At 62.9% G+C, this 19,043-nt stretch carries 15 protein-coding genes, 1 tRNA gene, 1 other RNA gene and 1 pseudogene; 12 read left to right on the forward strand and 6 right to left on the reverse strand.

Annotated elements, in window-relative coordinates; all coding sequences use genetic code 11:
• The first annotated feature begins 9 nt into the window (after positions 1–9).
• Positions 10–1,272: a tRNA guanosine(34) transglycosylase Tgt gene (tgt, locus tag J3S28_RS15905; RefSeq protein WP_207841697.1), complete on the forward strand. Its 1,263-nt coding sequence runs from the start codon at positions 10–12 to the stop codon at positions 1,270–1,272.
• 1 nt (position 1,273) lies between these two features.
• Here the strand turns inward: tgt and J3S28_RS15910 are convergent, their stop codons facing one another.
• Positions 1,274–1,438, reverse strand: a complete 165-nt coding sequence (locus J3S28_RS15910) for a hypothetical protein (RefSeq protein WP_207841698.1) — start codon at positions 1,436–1,438, stop codon at positions 1,274–1,276.
• Between the two features lie 259 nt (positions 1,439–1,697).
• Between J3S28_RS15910 and J3S28_RS15915 the strand changes: the two genes are divergently transcribed.
• Positions 1,698–2,237: a hypothetical protein gene (locus J3S28_RS15915; protein WP_207841699.1), complete on the forward strand. Its 540-nt coding sequence runs from the start codon at positions 1,698–1,700 to the stop codon at positions 2,235–2,237.
• Positions 2,238–3,028: 791 nt separating this feature from the next.
• The gene (locus J3S28_RS15920) at positions 3,029–4,024 is read left to right on the forward strand and encodes a hypothetical protein (protein WP_207841700.1); all 996 of its coding nucleotides are present in this window, start codon (positions 3,029–3,031) and stop codon (positions 4,022–4,024) included.
• Between the two features lie 43 nt (positions 4,025–4,067).
• On the opposite strand, the pseudogene J3S28_RS28375 reads toward J3S28_RS15920, so the two are convergent.
• Positions 4,068–4,879: pseudogene (locus tag J3S28_RS28375) on the reverse strand (transposase family protein); the annotation flags it as partial.
• A gap of 103 nt (positions 4,880–4,982) precedes the next feature.
• On the reverse strand, positions 4,983–5,645 hold the full coding sequence (locus J3S28_RS15935) for an RDD family protein (protein ID WP_207841703.1): 663 nt from the start codon (positions 5,643–5,645) through the stop codon (positions 4,983–4,985).
• A gap of 533 nt (positions 5,646–6,178) precedes the next feature.
• Here J3S28_RS15935 and J3S28_RS15940 point away from each other — a divergent pair.
• Entirely contained in the window at positions 6,179–7,114 is a 936-nt protein-coding gene (locus J3S28_RS15940; protein ID WP_207841704.1) for a DUF2189 domain-containing protein, read from the forward strand.
• On the opposite strand, the gene gluQRS is transcribed toward J3S28_RS15940, so the two are convergent.
• The gene (gene gluQRS, locus J3S28_RS15945) at positions 7,080–8,030 is read right to left on the reverse strand and encodes a tRNA glutamyl-Q(34) synthetase GluQRS (RefSeq protein ID WP_307797176.1); all 951 of its coding nucleotides are present in this window, start codon (positions 8,028–8,030) and stop codon (positions 7,080–7,082) included. The genes J3S28_RS15940 and gluQRS overlap by 35 nt on opposite strands.
• A 34-nt stretch (positions 8,031–8,064) precedes the next feature.
• Between gluQRS and J3S28_RS15950 the strand changes: the two genes are divergently transcribed.
• From J3S28_RS15950 to J3S28_RS15960, 3 genes are all read left to right on the forward strand, one after another.
• Positions 8,065–9,105, forward strand: coding sequence for an ATP-dependent DNA ligase (locus J3S28_RS15950; protein WP_207841705.1), 1,041 nt, complete (start codon positions 8,065–8,067; stop codon positions 9,103–9,105).
• Positions 9,105–10,151: a DNA polymerase domain-containing protein gene (locus J3S28_RS15955; protein ID WP_207841706.1), complete on the forward strand. Its 1,047-nt coding sequence runs from the start codon at positions 9,105–9,107 to the stop codon at positions 10,149–10,151. The genes J3S28_RS15950 and J3S28_RS15955 overlap by 1 nt, the downstream gene beginning before the upstream one ends.
• A 64-nt stretch (positions 10,152–10,215) precedes the next feature.
• On the forward strand, positions 10,216–11,937 hold the full coding sequence (locus tag J3S28_RS15960) for a cation:proton antiporter (protein WP_207841707.1): 1,722 nt from the start codon (positions 10,216–10,218) through the stop codon (positions 11,935–11,937).
• 24 nt (positions 11,938–11,961) lie between these two features.
• Here J3S28_RS15960 and J3S28_RS15965 read toward each other — a convergent pair whose 3' ends face one another.
• Both J3S28_RS15965 and J3S28_RS15970 read right to left on the reverse strand, forming a co-directional pair.
• A complete protein-coding gene (locus J3S28_RS15965) occupies positions 11,962–12,294 on the reverse strand; it encodes a histone-like nucleoid-structuring protein Lsr2 (RefSeq protein ID WP_207841708.1) in 333 nt (110 codons plus the stop codon).
• 224 nt (positions 12,295–12,518) lie between these two features.
• Positions 12,519–12,607: transfer RNA gene (locus tag J3S28_RS15970), tRNA-Ser, on the reverse strand.
• A 104-nt stretch (positions 12,608–12,711) separates the two neighbouring features.
• Here J3S28_RS15970 and ffs point away from each other — a divergent pair.
• The 5 genes from ffs (at position 12,712) to J3S28_RS15995 (ending at position 19,041) form a co-directional block, all read left to right on the forward strand.
• An RNA gene (ffs, locus tag J3S28_RS15975) (signal recognition particle sRNA small type) lies at positions 12,712–12,806 on the forward strand.
• An 85-nt stretch (positions 12,807–12,891) separates the two neighbouring features.
• On the forward strand, positions 12,892–14,172 hold the full coding sequence (locus tag J3S28_RS15980; RefSeq protein WP_207841709.1) for an aspartate aminotransferase type Ic: 1,281 nt from the start codon (positions 12,892–12,894) through the stop codon (positions 14,170–14,172).
• Positions 14,156–15,442: a glycosyltransferase 87 family protein gene (locus J3S28_RS15985; RefSeq protein ID WP_237341630.1), complete on the forward strand. Its 1,287-nt coding sequence runs from the start codon at positions 14,156–14,158 to the stop codon at positions 15,440–15,442. The genes J3S28_RS15980 and J3S28_RS15985 overlap by 17 nt, the downstream gene beginning before the upstream one ends.
• 31 nt (positions 15,443–15,473) lie before the next feature.
• Positions 15,474–16,808: a glycosyltransferase 87 family protein gene (locus J3S28_RS15990; protein ID WP_307797178.1), complete on the forward strand. Its 1,335-nt coding sequence runs from the start codon at positions 15,474–15,476 to the stop codon at positions 16,806–16,808.
• A 37-nt stretch (positions 16,809–16,845) separates the two neighbouring features.
• The gene (locus J3S28_RS15995; RefSeq protein ID WP_207841710.1) at positions 16,846–19,041 is read left to right on the forward strand and encodes a DNA polymerase III subunit gamma and tau; all 2,196 of its coding nucleotides are present in this window, start codon (positions 16,846–16,848) and stop codon (positions 19,039–19,041) included.
• Positions 19,042–19,043 lie beyond the last annotated feature (2 nt).

Below are 19,043 nucleotides of genomic sequence, written 5' to 3' on the forward strand. Positions count from 1 at the left end.
GATGCATCGGTGAGTGATATCGATCAAGGTCCCGACCGTACATTTACGGTCGGGACCTCTTTGTCCGGCACCCTCGGCCGTACCGGGGTGATCAGCACCCCGCACGGGCAGATCAACACGCCTGCGTTCGTGCCGGTCGGAACCAAGGCGACCGTGAAAACGGTTGTACCCGAGGCCGTCAGCGACCTGGGCGCGCAGGCGGTGCTCGCCAACGCGTATCACCTGTACCTGCAGCCTGGCCCCGACATCATCGACGAGGCCGGCGGTCTCGGTGAGTTCATGAACTGGCCTGGCCCGACCTTCACCGACAGCGGCGGGTTCCAGGTGATGTCGCTCGGCGCGGGGTTCAAGAAGGTCATCGCCATGGATGTGACCGGCATGCAGAACGACGAGGTGATCGCCGAGGGCAAGGAGCGCCTGGCCAGGGTCGACGATGACGGCGTCACCTTCAAATCGCATCTGGACGGGTCCACCCACCGGTTCACCCCGGAGGTCTCGATGCAGATCCAGCACCAGCTCGGAGCCGACATCATCTTCGGGTTCGACGAGCTGACCACGCTGATGAATACCCGTGATTACCAAGAGACCTCGCTCGAGCGCACCCGTTTGTGGGCAATCCGCTGTCTGGCCGAGCACAATCGCCTCACCGCGGCCCGTGCTCATCGGCCGATGCAGTCCCTGTGGGGCGTGATCCAGGGTGCGCAATACGAGGACCTGCGGCGCAAGGCGGCTCGCGACCTCGTGGCGATGAGCGACATCGACGTCGCCGAGGGTGGCCGGGGATTCGGTGGCTATGGCATCGGGGGCGCGCTCGAAAAGCAGAACCTGGGGACGATCGTCCGGTGGGTCAACGAGGAACTGCCGCAAGACAAGGCGCGGCATCTGCTGGGGATCAGTGAGCCCGACGACATCTTCACCGCGATCGAGAGCGGCATCGACACCTTCGACTGCGTGTCTCCGTCGCGGGTTGCGCGCAACGGGGCCATCTATTCACGCGATGGCCGCTACAACGTGACCAACAGCCGCTTCCGCCGAGACTTCCGTCCGCTGGACCCCGAGATGGACAATTACACAACGCAGTACACCCGCGCGTACATCCATCACCTGTTCAAAGCCAAAGAAGGCCTGGCAGCAACCCTCTGCACCATTCACAACGAACATTTCATCGTGACGTTGGTGGAGCGGGCGCGCCAGGCCATCATCGATGGCACCTACTACGAATACCGGGACGACTTTCTTCGTCGGTACTACGCGGGCACCAAGAAGGCGTGAACTAGCCGGTTCGGACGACGGTGGTTCCGCCGGCGAACTTGTCGTGTAGACCTCGGTTCCTTGGGTCGCTGTTGATGGTGACGGCGATGGCGATCACCAGACCAATCCAGGCGAGGATGGCGATAATCCCCAGAATGGGAAACCAGGTGAGGACAAAGAGGAGCATCCAGCTGTTTCGCTTGGCCGATTCGTCCGTCGTGGTCCCGTCGGACGACTGCTCGGTACGATTTGAAGCGGCAGGGCAACTAAAGTTCGTACGTTCATACTACGGTCTTACCCATATCCAGTACGTAATTCGCTGTTAGGCTGACTATCTCGTTCAAGCTCCCTGATCTGTGAGATGGGTCCGCCCGCGAGATGCTCTAAACCGGGTCAACCGTCGCTGAATGATGGTGGACTGTCCTCTCAGTCGTAAGGAAGTCGGCATGGCGAAGAAATCTATCGAGTCGCTAATGACCGCGGGCACTCGTGGAGAATTGCTTTCAAGTTGGCCGATTGTGCAATCGGCACGCAAGAACGACGCCGGCATAGTCATCGGGGTGTACGCAGCAGCGACTCTCATCTCACTCGTGATCAGCGTATTCGTCTACTCGGCGAACGATGCGCTCCTTCTCGACTTATTCATGTACGCGGCCTGGGCAGGACTTGCCTATTTCTTCATTGCGATAGGGACGAAGCTTTCGCACAACATGGCGGTTTGGGGAATCGCACTTGTAGGCGGCGTACTAGCCGTAATTAAGGTTATTGGCGCGATCATTGGCGCCGCCACGATCAATACGGCGAATAGGATTCTGGATGGCACAGACATCGACGTGCCAGGCACGGGCACATACGTCTTCCGCATGTTTGTCTTCGCTGCTATTGCTGCAGGTTGCATCTACGCCGTCGTCAAAATGAACCGCGGGATTCAAGCTTCAACGCGGATGCCTCGGGCTACCATGCAGCAGGACGAACGGCCACAATAGGCGCGTCTCCCATAAACCGCCGCGCTGGGTATTGCTCGGTCGAGAGCAACCTCGGCCGTTTGGTCCCAAAATATCTTCAAGTTAAGTGGTCACGCTTTCGAATGGAGGTCGTGAACGCGGTGACCCCGGAGTTCGTGCGCGTTACTCGCGAAATGGCAAAGAAAATGATGAGGAGTGCGACCTCGCTGAAACTGTTTCTGAATGCAGCCCTCATATTGACCTCCCGGTCGGGTCTGGGTTGGGGCATTCGTGGCGGTCCTCTGCCTTCGGTCCGACGGCGAGACCGATTTGTGGGTCGCAAACTCGCTTGTAAGAGTTCGCTAAGCGGTCCGGTAGGCGAAGTCTTGAGCAAGTGCTCACCCTCAGTTCGGCATCAGGTGTAACTCCGATAGGTCCTGACCGCCGTGCCGTCTAGGCGTCAGGTTATCTCGAACGTCCAGTCATACTACTTTCAGGATTGGTTAATTATGCAAGACAGATTCCGGTTCCGGTGGGTCACTTTCGTAGCGCTGTTTCTAGCCGTGACGGTGTCCGGGTGCTCGTCCGCTCCGGAGGAGGCTCCGGCAGCGCAATCGAGCACAACGGCCGCGCCATCTTCCCTGCCTGCGGGCAAGTCTGTGTTGCCCTCGACTACACAGACCTCGCAGAAACCTCCTGAAGTCGTCGACCTAGACATCACCGGAATGGCGCAGGCCATGGGGACTATCTATAAACCCTGCAAGGAGGGCCAGTCATCGTTCAGTCCCCCCGCGGTGTTTGACACTAAGACCGGGAGATTATATAGCCCACCTGTGCCAACAGTCCCCACGGGTTCGCAACTGACCGCTAACAAATGCGTCCTGGCCGGCACTCCTGACAATATTGTCGTCCTCTATTTCTGGACCTTCCACACGCCGTCATCTGGTTTGCAGCCAGAGAGTTCGACAACAGCAATTACGGCAATAGGGGTAACGGACAAAAACTTTCGAAAAGAAGCCATCATATCGCCAGAAATTTACGGACTGCCGACACAGATTTTCCCAACGGAGGGTGCAACAGTCGCTCGTTATTCCGGTGGTGCCGGCGCAATCGTTGCCTTCAGTCCAGCAAGTCTTGCTGTCGTCTGGCGCACGCAGGACGACGGCGTGAACTTCGACTACGACCGAAGCACATTCTTGGTACAGCAGTCCCTACCTGAAACGCGGGTAATAATTCGAGATGCAGCGAGCGGTCGAGTTTTGCTAGATAATATCGATGAATCGTATATAACTAACACAACTTCAGATCCCCACTCGATGTCAACCGGATACTTTATTGAAAGGTATCGGCCTAAGAACAATTCTGTCTACTACTTCAACCCCGAGAATGGGAGTACTATAGAACTGGGTGTAGATCAACCTGCGGTTACAGAGCAGGTTGATGAGACTCTCCTTGTAAACATGCCGGGGCGCGAGGGTCCTGAGTCGCTCAAGCTGTACGATATTGGGTCGGGGTTGACGTTATTCGGTGTCGAAGGCGCCGACTTCGCTGGGATAGCTGACTATCGTTTCGCAAACTACAGAAACTATCTATACATAGCGAATGATTCGGATTCTCCTGTCATCGACGTCACTACCCGCAAGAAGTTGAGCGATGGTTGGAGAATTCGTCCTGTGCAGGACGTCGGAGATGAATGGGTATTGGTCCAAAAGGGTCGAATGGATACGGAACAGTGCTTCTTTGCGAGTGTTCCAACTTCGTGTACTGACCAGGACGGTTATACGCTTCAACGCGTCGGCAGCAATGGTTACCAAGGGCCCTTCTATTAGGCGGTTGCAGATAATCAAGCTTGGCATGGACCCAGTCCTGCTAGGAGGCGGCGCGGGCATCGTCGAAGAGATAGGTCTGGGCGGAGGCCAATGCATTGTTAAACGTACGGTTGAACCGTTCGGCTCTGCCGCTTGGTCTGCGGCCGGTACGGCCGAGTCCGTTTATGTATGATGCCGCCACCGGATGTTTCGGTGAATAGCAGTGAGCGGTAACAAGATCTGTAGTCAGTGAGGACCCGTTGGACGACGATGTCCATGAGGTTGAAGTAGGTGTTGGCGCGGATCCAAAACGCCAAGGCAGTCTCCTTCTTCTTCTCATCGCAAAGGTTCTCAGAAAACCCCAGCCGGGAGTGGTCGTCGACGGTGCGGTGAATCAACGCGTAACCCTTCCGAGTGTGGTAGCGGTTGGCCCCCCGGCGTCCGACCTTGCGGTGGCCGCCGCAGTCGGGGATCCTCCCGAGCTTTTGATGTCGATGGACCAGATCGCTCGGCAGCGCATCATGTTCGTAGAGAACCGGCTTGGGCGTTCGCATCGGCAGGCTGGTGCTCCGGTCCAGATACCGCAACGAGGGCATTTTGAAACGTCGTGGGGCCGCTCCGACGGTGCTACGGGGTAGAGGTGCAGGTGGGAGGCGATGCGGTGTGGTCCCCAACGGCGTGTGAACCGCAGGTTGATAATTCGCCGTTCGGTCTTGGTCGGAGTGCGGCACGGTAGCGATCGGCCCACTTATTGGCGGTGGTCGGTGAGCACTGGAACCGTTCGGCGGCCCGCCGGATCGTCCAACCGTCAACGACGATGGTCATCGCGAGTTTCATTCTGCACTTAGGGGCGAGCAAGGCATTAGCGTGGGACACGAGGACCTGTTGCTAGTCGCTGTAGTTGTGGTGACCACACCGACCGGCGGTCCTGACCTATCTACCGCAGCCACACCGTGCACAACCTTCCTGGCCGTCGCAACTAGGCGGGCTTAACGACCTTGGTGCCGCCTGCAAACTTGTCGTGCCAACCCTGATTGAGCGGATCGCTGCTGACGGTGATCACGATAGCGATCACCAGGCCGAGCCAGATGAGACCGAAGACTAGAAAAACAAAGATGATTGGTAACGCAGTGAGAGCGCCAGCCAGCATGAAAATGTTCCTCTTCGCCGATTCATCGACGGTCGGGATGCCGCCCTGTGCTCCGAGCACTGTGAGGCTCAGTACTTTCTTGCCAGGGGTGGCACCGCCCTGTTGCGTCTCAAAGTAAATGAAGTAGTAGTAGCCAGCGAACGCGAGCAGAACCGCCACAGCTAGTGCAAGAAGAAGCGGTGTGAAAAGCAAAAATATGAAGGTGACTACGTGTACCGGTACATACACGATGATGGCGTCGATGACTCGCGCACCGAAACGTATACCGATTTCGGCGTTGCCACCGGCACTGACAGCTGCCTCCTGGCCGTACGGCGAGGTAGCCGGGGGTGGGGGCGGAAAGCTCCCAGGGGAGGACGGGTAGCTGCTCTGGGGCGGCGGATAAGCGCCTGGGGGTGGGCCTTCAGGACTGTTCTTCCCCAGATTCGGGCCTGGAAGGGGATTGCTGCCTGGATCAGAGGGGTCGGGGCCTGGGTACTGCGGTCCACTCATGTCGCTAGATCCTCTCACGCGAAGTCGTGCTCTGCGGTTCGTCGATGTGGGGTGAGTGTAAGCCCGGCATACCCGCGAACAGCCGGAGTCAGAGTCGAGCGGTGGGCCCGGCTGACGTACGACTGACGATCCATCGCAGACGGAGACGCTCGCACTGGTGAGAGGCGCCGTCATGGGTGCGGCCGTCGTTGTGCAATAGCGGTTGGGTCTTTCTCGCGCCGTGAACCGAATGTTTGGTGACGTTCAGCTGTCCGAATGACTTTGAAAGTTCCTAAACCCGCTCGCCAGGGGGTAGGAGGGCACTCCGGGCGTCGGCCTGCCGTCTGGCGAACCGAGCCGGAGCTCTGACAAACGTCGTTGTCAGTCTGAGTTCTTTGGTTGGCGGGTATGACGTCGGGTGAAGAATGACAGCCTCAATGAAGTTTTCGCGGCTAATTGTTGCCTTCTGACCGATATGGTTGCCTCGAGCGCGGGGCACACCGATTGTCCGGGCCGCTCGTTGCACCGCCTCGACAACGACACAGGGAGTTTAGATGACCAGCAATTATCCCCCGAATGATGACGGACCGAATCTGAACAAGCCGGATGGCGCGAATCCGCCTCCGCCCCCTCCGGGTGGCTATCCGCCACAGGAGGGCAATTACCCGCCGCCGCAAGGCAGTTACCCGCCGCCGCAAGGCGGTTACCCGCCGCCGCCCGGTGGCTACCCTCCGCCAGGGCAGGGCCCGGGTGGATTCCCGCCCCCACCGCCTTCGTACGGCGATCCGAGTCAGCAAGGTTTCGGTGGCCAGCCCGGATACGGCGGCCAGCCTGCCACGGTGAGCGTCGGTGACGCACTCGGTTACGGTTGGGCCCGCTTCAAGGGCAATGCCGGCGTCTGGATCGGCATGTGCCTCATCGCTGTCGTGGTGTCCGGCGTGATCAATGCGGCATTCAGCTGGGACAGGTACACCAATTCGGATGATCTGACCGTGGCCGCCAGCTTCTCGATCCTCAGCATCATCGGCTCGCTGGTCTCGGTCATCGTGTCGATCATCTTCCAGGCTGCGTTCACGCGCGGCGCGCTCAGCGAAACCGACGGTGTGAAGCCCGGTTTCGGTGATTTCTTCCGATTCAAGAGCTTGGCCCCGGTCTTTGCCGTGGCCATCCTGGTCGGTTTGATCAACGCGGTCGCGTTCATCCTCTGCTTCCTGCCGGTCCTGATCACCGGTTACCTGCTGTGGTATTCGCTGACTTTTGTGATCGATCGGGATCTGGATCCGATTGCTGCGATCAAGGCGAGCTTCAAGTTGACGACAGACAACGTGGGCCAACTGCTCCCGCTGGCCCTGGTGTGTGTCCTGTTGAACATCGGCGGTGCGATCCTGTGCCTCATCGGTCTGCTCGTCACCATCCCGGTGACCTTGCTCGCCGGTGTCTACGCGTATCGCGTGCTCACCGGTGGGCCGGTGGCTCCCGTCGCCGCCTGATCGTCTCCACCAGTTCGGCCGGCTCGATTCGCCACGGATGCTCTGGCAGCGTCCGCGGATCGAACCGGCCGAGCATCTCTTGTGCGGAGACCTCCTCACCCGGCGCACCCAGTCCCAGTGACTCCGCGATGAGTGACAAGACCTGGTGCGCGTCGACGCCTTTCGTCGCCAGATCATCGAGTGTCACGGCGCCGTCTCGCTTTGCCAGCCGTTGTCCCTGGGTGTTCAACACCAGCGGCACGTGGGCGTAGGTCACGGCCGGCAGTCCCAACAGGTCCGCGAGATAGCTCTGTCGAGGAGCCGAACTCAACAGATCGTCGCCGCGTACCACTTGGTCGACACCTTGGGCGTGGTCGTCGATGACGACGGCGAGGTTGTACGCTGCGATTCCGTCTCCCCGCCGGAGAACGAAGTCGTCGACGTCGCCTGTGTGCACCCCCTTGACCACGTCCGTCACCGTGAACTCGTCACGCTCGCAGCGGAGTCTGATCGCGGGGGGCCGGCCGGCGTCGATCTTCGCCCGGCGAGCGGAGGTGCTGAGGTCGCGGCAGGTTCCCGGATATGCGCCTGCTGCGGCGTGCGGCGCCGTCGGCGCTTCCAGGATCTCGCGTCGGGTGCAGAAGCATTCGTACGTCAGTCCGCGCTCGCGGAGGTCGTCGATGACGGCGTTGTAGTGGGGTAGTCGCTGCGACTGCCGCATCACGGGCTGATCCCAGTCGATCCCGAGCGACGCGAGACTGTCGAGCTGGCGTTGCTCCGATCCTGGGCGGACCCGGTCGAGATCTTCCACCCGCATCACGAAGGCGCGATCAGTGGTGCGCGCAAACATCCAGGCCAGCAACGCCGTCCGTAGGTTTCCGAGGTGCAGGTCTCCCGACGGTGACGGCGCGTAGCGTCCGGCGGGGCGTTTTTCCACGGCACCGAGCCTACAAGTGGAAGTATGGAACATCATGGACCTACCAGTGATGCCCCCGGCGACGCCGATGCTGGCCAAGGCCGCTGCCAAGATTCCGGATGAGGCGGGCGCAGCGGTGTGGTCGCACGAACCGAAATGGGACGGGTTCAGGGCAATCATCTTTCGTGACGGCGACGAGGTGGTCATCGGCTCCCGCGGTGGCAAAGACCTGGGCAGGTATTTTCCGGAACTGGTCGAGGCGGCGCGAGATGAGCTGCCCGACAAGGTCGTCGTCGACGGTGAGATCGGGGTGCAGGCGGTGTTCGACGGGGTCCGCCGACTCAGCTGGGACGCCCTCTCGGTCCGGATCCACCCGGCGAAGTCACGGGTGACCATGCTCGCCGAACAGACGCCTGCGATGTTCATCGGCTTCGACGCACTGGCAGCCGGCGGGAACGACTTGACCAGGGAGCCGTTCTCCACGCGCCGCGAAGCGCTGCTCGAATCCATCCCGGGCACCGGACGGTGCCGCGTGAGCCGCGTGACCACCGATGCTGACCTGGCCCAGAACTGGTTCTCTGAGTTCGAAGGAGCCGGCCTCGACGGTGTGGTCAGCAAGCGGTTGGACGGACTCTATGTGCCCGGCAAACGGGAGATGATCAAGGTCAAACACAAACGCAGCGCCGACTGCGTGGTGATCGGCTACCGCGTGCACAAGAGCGGCACCGGACTGGGTTCGATGCTCCTGGGTCTGTATGCCGACGGAGACCTACGCATGATCGGTGGTGCGGGTGCGTTCTCGGACGCCAAGCGGATCGAACTGCAGAAGCTGCTCGAACCGATGCGACTCGACCCCGACAATGTCGCAGAGGGCGAGCCGAGCCGCTGGAAGGAAAAGGGCTCTGCGCAATGGATTCCGATCAGGCCGGAGCTCGTGGTCGAGGTCGGCTACGACCAGATGGAAGGGCCGCGCTTTCGGCACACCGTCCAGTTCGTGCGGTGGCGTCCCGACCGGGACCCCGAGAGTTGCGGCTATGAGCAGCTGGAAGTGCCGTTGACCTATGATCTGTTCGACGTGCTGGAGGGACAGGACTGATGGCCAGATCACCCGCTGAGGAACTCGACGTCGACGGCACCGCCGTCCGGCTGTCCAACCCCGACAAGATCTACTTCCCGCAGCTCGGCGAAAAGGGCGGTCGCAAAAGAGATCTGGTGGAGTACTATCGCGCCGTCGCGCTACAGGGTGCGTTGCTGACGGCGCTGCGGGATCGGCCGACGTTTTTGCAGCGCTTCCCTGATGGCATCGAGGGCGAGGAGATCTACCAGAAGCGGGTTGCGGCAAAACGTCCCGAGCATGTGCAGTCGACCTCCATCACCTTCCCGTCAGGGCGTAAGGCCGACGCCATCCGCACCACCAGCGCCCAGGACATCGTCTGGGCAGCCAACCTGGGTACGGTGACGTTCCATCCTTGGCCGACCATCGCACCCGACAACGATCACCCGGACCAGTTGCGCATCGACCTCGATCCCCAACCGGGGACCGACTTCTCCGATGCCCGCCGCGTCGCGATCGACGTGTTGCGGCCACTGCTCGACGAACTCGGACTGCACGGCTACCCCAAGACCTCGGGCGGCCGTGGTCTGCACGTTTATGTGCCGATCGAACCCAGGTGGGACTTCATCGTGGGTCGTCGCGCGGTGATCGCGCTGGCCCGTGAACTCGAGCGACGCGACAGTTCCGCGATCACGACGTCGTGGTGGAAGGAGGAGCGCGGTGAGCGGATCTTCATCGACTTCAACCAGAACGCCCGCGACCGCACGATTGCCGCCGGCTACTCCGCCCGGCGCACCCCGACTGCGACCGTCTCGACCCCGGTGAGCTGGGACGAGCTGGTCGACGTCGACCCGTTGGACTGCACCATCGCCACCGTTCCCGCCCTACTCGATCGCCGCGGCGATCCGATGGCCGACATCGATTCTCGGCGCGGCAGTCTCGACTCATTGATCGAACTCATCGAGAGAGACGAGGCCGACGGCCTGGGGGACATGCCGTATCCGCCGAGCTATCCGAAGATGCCGGGGGAGCCCAAGCGGGTGCAACCGTCCCGGGCGCGGCCTGAAGAGCCGGGTGGCGACGACTGACGGTCACGCCGTAGCGGCGGACCGACACCCAGCGAAAACACACCCCAGCTGACACAATCCGCCCATGGAACTGCTCCTTCTGGTGCTGGTGGGCGCCGTTATCGTCACCGCGTTCGCGGATCGCCGCGGCATGCAGCCGGCCTTGATCATCCTGGTGGTCGGACTGCTCATCTCCTTCATCCCGGGGTTGCCCCGGGTCGAGCTGGAATCGCACATCCTGCTCACGGTGGTGTTACCGCCGCTGTTGTATTCGGCTGCGCTGAACTTCTCATTCCCCAGCTTCCTGCGGAACATCAAACCGATTCTGGGCCTCGGTGTGGCGATGGTGGTGGTCACCGCCTTCTCCGTGGGTTTGGTGGCAACCCTCTTCATCCCCGAGTTCACGTTCCTCCTGGCCTTGCTGCTCGGCGCGATCGTGGCACCCCCGGACGCGGTGACGGCGGTGGCGATCGGTCGAAAGCTGGGCCTGCCCAAGCGGGTCATGGCGATCCTCACCGGTGAGTCGCTGGTGAACGACGCGGCGGCGTTGTCCCTGTTCGCCATCGCGGTGTCGCAGATCGCGGGTACCCATTCGTTCATCGGTAATCCGTTGCTGCTCTTCGGATACAACGCCGTACTCGGGCCCATCGTAGGTGTGGTCATGGGATTCGGGACGCTGTGGATCCGTCGTCACCTCAAGAACCCGGCACTGGAAACGGTTCTCGGGTTCGTGGTGCCGTTCGCGGCCTTCGTTGCCGCCGAGCACCTGCACGCCTCGGGCGTGCTGGCGGTCGTGATCGCAGGCTTCGTGGTGGGGTCGGGGTCCGTGCACGCCGGGTACCAGACGAGGTTGCAGGAGCGGTACGTGTGGAATTCAGTAGACGTCCTGCTCGAAGCATTTGTGTTCGCCTACATCGGGTTACAGCTCCGGTTCATCATCGACGACCTGCGGGAGGCGCGGGAATCGCTGGTGGGGGTCGCCGTCGCATCGGTGGTCGTACTGTTCGTGGTTCTCGTGATCCGGCCGCTCTGTGTGTTCCTCATGTTCGGTCGCGGGTTGCTGAGCAGTCATATGTCCACCACTGCGGCGGAAATGGAGATCTCTGCGGGTCCGCGGGCACCTCGTCCGCGAAAGAAGGTTGCCGACAAACCCGACAGACCTCCGCGACGCTCCGGTGCGAAGTTGCGGTCGTGGCGGGACAAGATAGATCGCAGAAAGCTGACTTTCCAGGAAAGCCTGGTGGTTTCGTGGACCGGCATGCGCGGGGTGGTGACGTTGGCGGCCGCGTCAGGCATACCGGCGACGCTCGAATCGGGTGAACCGTTCCCGGAGCGATCGGCGATTCAGGCGATCGCGTTCGTGGTGGCGGTCGGGACGATCCTGATCCAGGGCACCACACTGCCGTGGATGATCGCCAGACTCCATCTGCACTCCGAAGAAGAAGAACGGTACGTCCAGCGGGAGACATCGAAAGCCGAGAGCATCGTGCACTTCGCATCGGACGGCGTCATCGAGGACTTCGTCGCCGCGCCGCCAGACGGTCTCGACTCCTCCACCGTGGACTACATCCGCACCACGGTTGCGAGGCAGTCCCGAGACGCCGAAGAGATGCCGGATCCCGAAGCGCACACAGAACGGGCCGAAACCTTCGCGACGCTGTATCGCCGTGTGCTGCAGGCGCAACGGGAGGCCCTGATCGACAGTCGCGACGCGGGTGACATCGACGATGAAGCCGTCCGTGCGATGCTCGAGCGGCTCGATCTCCAGGAGGCGGGCCTGTCGGCGCGCCTGGAGAGCCGGCTGTGATGGGCCGCCCCTGGTGCCCGCGAGTCAGTGCGCGGCGTCGAACGCTTCGATGATCGAGGCCGGCACGCGGCCACGAGCATTGACCTCGTAACCGTTCTCGCGGGCCCATTCCCGGATCACGGACACGTCGCGGGAGGGCTGGGCGGCGCGAGAGGTGTTGCGGCTCTGCCGGACCGACTCCGCTCGACGCGATATCGCGACATACTTCTCGAGCGACTCATAGAACTCGTCGGCATGCTCCGGGGAGGTGTCGAACTCGTACTGCTTGTCGCCCAGTGCCCACCGGACTGTGACGAAATCGTCGAGGACGCTCCCGTCGAGGTCGTCGATGAATTGAACGATCTGTTTCCTGGCCATTGAGCCCCCACTATTCGCGCCACATGTTGGACGTATTCGTCTCAGACGCCAGAACTATAGCAAAAGGCTCCGTAGGATCGCTTATTTCGATGCATGGGTGAAATTCTTTTCCCCGGAACCAGGAGGCGAGTATGCCGTCGAAGACCGCAGGTAAAGGGGATATTTGCGAAAGGAAAGAGAAAACCGGCGCACACTGCTCGTGTGCGCCGGCTCGGTCGTGCCCGTGGCGGAGGATAGGGGATTCGAACCCCTGAGGGCTATTAACCCAACCCGCGTTCCAGGCGAGCGCCATAGGCCACTAGGCGAATCCTCCGTCCGGCAGCCTACCGGTAATTACGTGACCTCCCAAAACCTGCCTGCTCGGAGCTCGACCTGTTGGTGGGTTTTCGCCTGTGGATCGGGCCCGCTACACTCGACAACGGATCCCGCGCGGCGTGCATCCTGTGAACTCCCCCAGGGCCGGAAGGCAGCAAGGGTCAGCGGGCTCTGTCGGGTGCGCGGGGTCCCCTACTTTGTTCGGAGCAATAACGCCGTCGAGGGTGCTCGCGCCCACAACTACAGTTCCGGGGCGAGTGATGTTCCGGGCGAAAGGCCGTCGTGAACTTTCACTCGATGAGTGCCAGCCAGCTGACCGCCACCCAAGCGGACCTGCGCGAGCAGTACCAGAAGCTCATCGAAGCCGGTCTGAAGCTCGACCTCACCCGCGGCAAGCCTTCGCCGGAGCAGCTCGATCTGTCGGCCGACCTGTTGTCGCTGCCGGGGGCCGATGTCTACCGGGATGCGAATGGGACCGATTGCCGCAACTATGGCGGTCTGACCGGCCTGCCCGAACTTCGCGAGATCTTCGGTGAGCTGCTGGGCATCCCCGCCGACAATCTGCTCGCCGGCGGTAACGCCAGCCTGGAATACATGCACGACCTGGTGATCTTCGGGCTCCTGCACGGAACCCCGGACTCGGTGGCTCCCTGGGTGCACGGCCCGATCAAGTTCCTGTGCCCGTCGCCGGGCTACGACCGGCACTTCTCCATCGCCGAGTCGTACGGAATCGAGATGATCGCGGTCCCGATGAATCCGGACGGCCCCGACGTCGCCGTGTGCGCTGAACTCGTGGCGGCCGACCCCCAGATCAAAGGCATCTGGTGTGTCCCCACATACTCCAACCCGACCGGCGCCACCTACAGCGACGAGGTTGCCCGCGCGCTGGTCTCGCTGCCCGCGGCGGCCCCCGACTTCCGGATCTTCTGGGACAACGCCTACGCCGTCCACACCCTGCTCGAGGTGCCGCCCGAACCGATCGACATCCTCGGTCTCGCGGCCGAGGCAGGCCACCCCAACCGCGTCTACCTATTCGCCTCGACCTCGAAGATCACCTTCGCAGGCGCCGGCGTCGCCTTCTTCGGGTCATCGGCGGAGAACCTGGCCTGGTATCAGCGTCATGCCGGGGTGAAGACGATCGGCCCGGACAAGCTCAATCAGCTGCGGCATCTGCGCTTCTTCGGCGACGCCGACGGCGTCCGGGAGCACATGGCCAAGCATCGCGCACTGCTGCTGCCGAAGTTCGCGTTGGTCTTGGAGATCTTGTCCGACCGGTTGGGGGATGCGAAGGTCGCGTCCTGGACCGAACCCGACGGCGGCTACTTCATCAGCCTCGACGTGGTCGACGGCACCGCCCGCCGGGTGATCGAACTCGCCAAGGAGGCGGGGATTTCGCTGACCGGTGCCGGTTCGGCATTTCCCTACAAGAGCGACCCCGACGACCGCAACATCCGCTTGGCGCCCACATTCCCCGGTATCGAAGAACTCCGTTCGGCGATGAACGGGGTGGCAACGTGTGTGTTGCTGGCTGCAGCGGACAAGTTGCTTGCAGAACAAATCTGACCCGACCCTGCCGCGACCGGCCCTGATCATCGCGGGAGCGGTGGTCCTCGGCCTGCTGGCCGTGTACCTACAGCATCTCGCGGTCCCGCTCGACACCCCTTATTGGGGTCTGTTCGGCAACCAACTCGATCTCGAGGTGTACCGGCAAGGTGCGCAGGCCGTCCTGGACGGTGACCGGCTCTACGAGGCGAAGTTCGTCGGAGTCATGGACTACACCTACGCCCCGGCGTCGGTGGTCGTGTTCATCCCGTTCGCGTTGATGACGGTCGAGATGGCGCGGGTGGTCTGGATGGCGGGCATCTTCATCGCGCTTTATTTCGTGATCGTCATGTGCTTCAAGTACCTCGGCTACCGGATCGACTGGCCGATCCGCACGTTGTCGATCGCGTTGGTCCTGGTGAGCACGCTCATGGAACCGGTTCGCACCACCATGTGGTACGGCCAGATCAACGTCTTCCTGATGTTGCTGATCATGTGGGATCTGTTGCAGGGCAAACACAGTCGTATCCGCGGGCTGGGTGTCGGTATCGCAGCCGGGATCAAGCTGACGCCGTTGATCTTCGTGCTGTATCTGGTGATCAATCGGAACTGGCGGGCGGTGTGGCTGGCCTGCGCCGGATTCGTCGGAACCATCGTGCTGGGCTTCGCGATCCTGCCGCGCGATTCGTGGCAGTACTGGACCGGCACGTTCATCGACTCCAAACGTGTCGGTGCGCCCAACACCGTGGGGAACCAGTCGATCCGAGGCGCGCTGGCCAATCTCTGGCAGACCGAGCACCCCAACGCGCTGGTCTGGATCACCCTGGCGGTCGCCGCGCTCGCACTGGGGATGGTGGCCGCGTCCATGGCCCATCGCCGGGGGCACGAGTTGCTGGCGGTGACCATGGTCGGTATGACCGGCACCGTCGTGTCCCCGATGTCGTGGGGTCACCACTGGGTCTGGGTGGTCCCGCTGCTGGTCATCGGGGTGCACATGGTCATGCAGGCGCGGCAGTGGATGACGCTGGTGTTGTCCGGTTCGGCCGTCCTGGGCCTGTTGCTGGCGACGTTCGTCTGGCGGACCTATCGCGGGTTTCCGGTCACCCAGATCGACCGCATGGTCCCCGATGCCTACTACACGGGCCTGTTCCACAAGTTCGGGATCCCCTGGCTGCGGTGGTTCACCTACGACCCCTACAACTGGGTTTTCGTGGTGGCGGCGATTGCCGCCGTCATCTGGCTGAAATCTCAGTCGCCGGTGGTGCGGCCCGTGGAGGTCCGGGCGCGCTAGCATCACCGGCAACGGGGTGAGGAGTTCAGGCGTGGTTACAGACCAGGTGGGGACCGGCGGTAGGCGGACGGTGGATCGCGCGCGATTCCCGAGTAGCCCACTGGTGTTGGCGGCGTTCGTGGTCGGTGCGCTGATCGCGCTGTACGTGCAGGTGAAGTTCATTCCTCTCGACACCCGACATTTCGGACTCTTCAAGAACCAGGTCGATCTCGACGTCTACCGCGCGGGTGCCGAACATCTCGCCGACGGCAGGCCGCTCTACGACGTCCCGATGCTCAGGAACGGTCTCCTCTACACCTACACGCCGTTCTCGACGATCGTGTTCCAGCCCACCACCTGGGTGAGCGTCGGCATGGCCGTGAAGTTGTGGAGCGCAGCGATCTTCGTGACGCTCTATTGGGTGGTCGTCGCCTCGTTCCGGAGCCTGGGTTACCGCGTCGACTGGCGACTGCTGGCGGTGGCCGGGGCGATCGTGTGCATCTCGACGCTGATGGAGCCGGTGCGAACGACGATCTGGTACGGCCAGATCAACGTGTTCCTGATGGCCATCGTGCTCGCCGATCTGCTACGTCCAGATGGCAGTCGGCTCAAGGGAATCGGGGTCGGGCTCGCGGCCGGTATCAAACTGACCCCCGGCTTCTTCGTCCTCTACCTCGCCATCACGCGCCGCTGGCGGGCGGTGGTGGTGGCGATCGCCACCTTTGCGGTGACCGTGGTGATCGGCGCATTGGTGACCCCGCGGCAGTCGTGGAACTACTGGACCGACCGGGTGATCAACTCGGGCCGGGTGGGTCCGACCGACGCCCCGAGCAACCAGTCCATCAAAGGTGCGTTGGCCACCGTGTTCCATACGACGACGCCGAGTGACGCGCTGTGGCTGTTGCTGTCCGCGGTCGCTGTCGTGCTGGGTCTGTCTGCGGCCTACCTGGCGTACCGGCACGGCCAGGAACTGCTGGCCCTGTGCCTGACCGGGATGACGACCACCGCGGTGTCACCCTTCACCTGGGGGCACCACTGGGTGTGGTTCGTCCCCCTGCTGGTGATCGCGGTGCACCTGCCCATCGCGGCCTGGCGCAGGGGGAGCCGGACTGCGGCCGGATGGGCGCTGCTCGCGGCGCCTGCTCTGTTCGCCACCGTGTTCGTATGGCGCAACCATCTACCTGGGGGAGCGTTGGGCATGAAGCCGTTCTATGGCACCGGTATGTTCATGACGCCGTTCCCGGATTGGCTGCGCTGGTTCTCGGCCGAGCCGTATCTCTGGGTGTTCGGCGTGAGCGCCGTCAGCGCGTTGATCGTGTGGGGACCCGGCGAAGTGAGGCAATGGCGCAGGCGTGCCGCGGGCGATCACGTCCCGGCTTCTGCCTGACGCCGCGGACGTCACAGCCCGCCGGTAGTCTCGCAGCGTGGCTCTTTACCGGACTTATCGCCCTGCGACGTTTGCCGAGGTCGTCGGACAGGAGCATGTCACCGAGCCGCTGGGACGTGCGCTGGATTCGGGACGCATCAATCACGCGTACCTGTTTTCCGGACCGCGTGGTTGCGGCAAGACATCGTCGGCCCGCATCCTTGCGCGTTCACTCAACTGCGAGCAGGGCCCGACCTCGACGCCCTGCGGGGTGTGCTCGTCCTGCATCGCGCTGGCACCGGGCGGCCCGGGCAACATGGACGTGATCGAGCTCGACGCCGCGAGCCACGGTGGTGTCGACGACACTCGCGAACTACGGGACCAGGCCTTCTACGCGCCGGCAGAGTCTCGGTACCGGGTCTTCATCATCGATGAGGCCCACATGGTCAGCCCCGCCGGATTCAACGCGCTCCTCAAGATCGTCGAAGAGCCGCCCGAGCATCTCATCTTCGTGTTCGCGACCACAGAACCGGAGAAGGTGCTCGCGACAATCCGCTCGCGGACCCACCACTATCCCTTCCGGCTGCTCGCACCGACGGTGATGCGGGGTCTCCTCGAAAACATCTGTGCCAGCGAACAGGTCAAGGTCGAGCCGACGGTCTTCCCGTTGGTCATCAGGGCGGGCGGCGGTTCGCCCCGTGACTCGCTCAGCGTGCTCGATCAGCTGCTCGCCGGAGCAGGACCGGAGGGTGTCACCTACCAGCGCGCCCTCATGCTCCTGGGTGTCACCGATGTCGCGCTGATCGACAATGCGGTCAATGCGCTCGCCGACCACGACGGTGCCGTGCTGTTCGGCACGGTCGAATCGGTGGTCGACGCAGGCCACGATCCCCGACGCTTCGCAGTCGACCTTCTCGAGCGACTGCGCGATCTGATCTTGATGGAGGCAGTCCCCGATGCCGCAGAGCGCGGGCTGGTGGAGGCTCCTGACGACCAGGTCGAGAGAATGACCGCTCAGGTCGCCAAACTTGCCCCCGGCACGCTGGCCCGGTTCGCCGAGACCGTGCACGCAGCGCTCGGAGAGATGCGGGGCACCACCTCACCGAGACTGTTGCTCGAGGTGATGTGCGCCCGCATGCTGCTGCCCGCGGCGTCCGACTCGGAATCTGCGGTGCTGCAACGTATTGAGCGCATCGAGGCGCAGTTGGCCGGTGGCGCGCCGATACCGTCGGCAGGGGTGGCGAAGGCGGGAGCTCCCGCTCCCCTCCGGACATCGGCTCCTGCACCTGCGCCCGCGGACGATCCAGCCGCAAAGTTCGTCCGCCCCTCCCAGCGCAAGCCCCAAGAGGACAAGCCGCACGAGGACAAGGCTCAGGCATCCGAGACCGAACCGGTCCCGTCGCCTGCGCCTACCCCTGAACCGGTGTCGACCCCTGCGCCGGCGCCCACCCCGAAACCGGTACCGACGCCTGAACCGGAACCTGCTCCAGAACCCGAGACCACCCCAGAACCCGAGCCAACCCCCGAACCCGAGCCAACCCCCGAACCCACCCCGGAGCCCGTCCCGGCATCGGAACCCGATATCCCGCTGCCGCCGGAACCGGATGACGAACCGGAGCCGGCACTCGAACCCGATCGGGAGCCTGTCGCCGCGGCTCCGGCGCCCCCTGCCGCAGCCGGCCCGGATCTGGCCGCGGTGCAGGCGAAGTGGCAGGAGGTCCGCACTGCGGTCCGGACCGCCAACAAGGTCACCGAGGTGATGTTGTCGGGAGCGTCGGTCCGCGGTGTCGACGGCAACACTCTGATCCTGAGTCATGAATCAGCGCCACTGGTCGAGCGTTTGAGTTCGAAGCACGCGGTCGACGTCATCACCTCGGCGCTCCACTATGTGTTCGGTGGAACGTGGCAGGTGTCGGTGCATTCCGCGTCGTCGCTGCCCGCCGAACCCAAGCCGGCTGCTGCGACTCCCACCAAGGCCCGCAAACCCGAGGCGAAGCAGCCCTACGTTCGTCCCAGCCGGGGTGGTGGCGGTGCCGCCTCGAATGCCGGAGACAGCGAGCCGCCCGAACCGGAGCCTGAACCGGAACCTCTTCCGCCGGAACCCGAACCCGTCAGCGATGAAGACCTCACCGACGACGAGCGAGACGAGATGATCGCCACCGCACGCGATTCCAAGCCGGACCCGCGGCAGGACCCCGAACAGATCGCCATCGCGCTGCTGGCGACCGAGTTGGGCGCGAAGCCGCTGCTCTAGCC

Source organism: Williamsia soli (assembly GCF_017377795.1).
Lineage (GTDB): Bacteria > Actinomycetota > Actinomycetes > Mycobacteriales > Mycobacteriaceae > Williamsia > Williamsia soli.